The organism is Staphylococcus sp. EG-SA-2, assembly GCF_017152085.1.
The window spans coordinates 1-2,388 of record NZ_JACYHC010000622.1 but is presented as its reverse complement, the minus strand read 5'-3'; the positions used below and the strand labels follow the sequence as shown (position 1 = coordinate 2,388).

At 34.8% G+C, this 2,388-nt stretch carries 1 protein-coding gene; it reads right to left on the bottom strand.

Going from position 1 to position 2,388, the window contains the following annotated elements:
- Positions 1-205: 205 nt before the first annotated feature.
- Positions 206-2,388, bottom strand: a 2,183-nt coding sequence (locus tag IDG60_RS11170; RefSeq protein WP_206160699.1) for a G5 domain-containing protein, incomplete at its 5' end; no start/stop codon positions are given.

Here is a 2,388-nt window from a genome sequence, read left to right as displayed (position 1 = left end):
CAGAGGTTATATTCTACTAATTATGATTATATTAAATATGAAAATATTATCAAAAAATCAAATTTATAACAAAAATACACCCCTTAAAGTTAGGTCTTTCAATCCAACTTTTGGGGTGTATATCATTTTCACCATATTCTAGGTTGTTTTTAACAAACTAAATATAGTGAATGCAAATCAAGTATTATTTAAATAATGAATTATTTTAATTTTTTCTTCTACGTGCCAATAACATTAATCCAGCAATTCCAATTATACTACTAAAGATCAATCCTTTTTGTGTGCTTTCTGCACCTGTTTTTGGTAATTCTGCTCGTTTTTTCTCTTGATTAGCTACTGATTTTTTAGCAATTTTAGATTTTTTAACTTTATCATTTTTATCCATTGAATGAACTGGTTCATTTGGTTTTGCTCTGTCTTTCGATAATCCTGGATTGTCAGGATTTACTGGGCCACTTGGATGAGTTGGTCTGCTCGGCTTCTCTGGGTTTTCAGGTCCTTTTGGATCTTTTGGTTTCTCGCCACCAAACTCTACAATCTTATCTACTGGTTGTTTTGTAATCTCTTCTGTTGGTTGACCCTCGCCAACTTTTTCACCCGTTAATGGGTTCACTGTGATTGGTGTTGTGATTGTCTTACTTCCTGGTTGTCCTTCTTGTTTCACTCGCTCTTCACCAGGTTGTAACTTCGGATTAAATTCACGTTTTGTTTCAAACGGTATCTCTACTGTTTTTGTTTCTGGTGTACCCGTTTTTGGTCCGTGTTTAATCACATCATCCACTGGCTCTTCGATCACTTTTCCTGTGTCTGGATTCTTGATTCCTGGTTTACCTGGTACTTTTTCCGTTTGATCTGTTGGTAAGTTTGGATCAAAGATATCTTTATGACCTTGCGGTATTTTCTCGCCACCGAATTCTACAATCTTATCTACTGGTTGTTTTGTGATCTCTTCTGTTGGTTGACCTTCGCCAACTTTTTCACCCGTTAATGGGTTCACTGTGATTGGTGTTGTGATTGTCTTACTTCCTGGTTGTCCTTCTTGTTTCACTCGCTCTTCACCAGGTTGTAACTTCGGATTAAATTCACGTTTTGTCTCGAACGGTATCTCTACTGTTTTTGTTTCTGTTTTATTAACTAGATTAGGCGTTAGTTTAAATGTTGAGTTATTTAAATCTGTTCTCATCCAACCATTTGCATATACACCTTGAGATGTTCCCTGTCTTTGACTAGAAGTAATTAAAAAGTTATATGCTTCAGATTTATCCAATCCCAAATCTGATATATTAGCTTCCCAAATTTTACCAGCATATTCGGCTCTCATTATCCCCGATTTTTCATTGTACGCTAATTTTAAATTATTAAGTAATTGACCATGGAATTTTCCATCTGTTGTATCAATAGAATTATCTGCATATTGGAATGAATTATCCGCTTTACCTCTTGTTGGTATGTTTGTTCCAACCTTTGCTGTAGTTCCATCAGCACCTGTTTTTACAAACGTACCATACCCTTTAAATCCTTGTCCTGCCTGTTTCTCTTCTTTATCCATGGGATCTTTAAAATTATACCCTGTATCAATTTTAAATCCTGCTGAATTTTCCATTCCTTTGGGACCTAATATACCTCCCTTTTGTAAATATTCGTTACCGTCACCTTTACTAAATAAGAACCCCCATCCATCAGCGCCAGTTGTTACCGATTGATGATTATTAGCTACTCTAATGTTAAACTCAAAGTCATTTTTAAAAGAAACTTTATTCTTTAATTGTAATGCTCCTGTCAATTCGTTTTTTCCAATACTTTTATTATTGAAACGAGTGACTTCAGATACCTTTAGATCCTCTGGATTGCTTTGTATATCAACACTTCCGTAACCTTCAAAATGTTCTTTACCTTGAATTGTAATTGGGGTAGATTCAACTACATTTTTAGAATCTCTTGTAATATCAAAAGAGCCTTCATCAACAGAACGAGCTTTTCTAACCTTAGGTGTCTCTGCGTTATGAGTGACTGACGATTTCGGCTGAACTTCAGCAACATCAGCTACTTCTTTTGGTGTATCCTCCTTTTTTGATATATCTTCAGCTTTTACTGATGGTTCATGTTCGATTGTGTCTTTGTTTGAAGTTACTTCAGATTTAGCTTCTACACCCTGTGGTGCAGTGTCTTTGTTTGTTACTTCTTCAATCTTCACTTCTTTTGATTGGACATTATCTTTTAATGTAGTTGGATTCTCAATATTGTTTTCAGCTGCTTCTGCCTCTTGTTGAGTTCCCAAATACATTAGTGAGCCAATTAAAATAGATGCTGTTCCAACTGTAAATTTTCTTATTGAATATTTATTCAATTTATTTGATAGAAAATCTACTCTTTTATTTACCGGTCCTT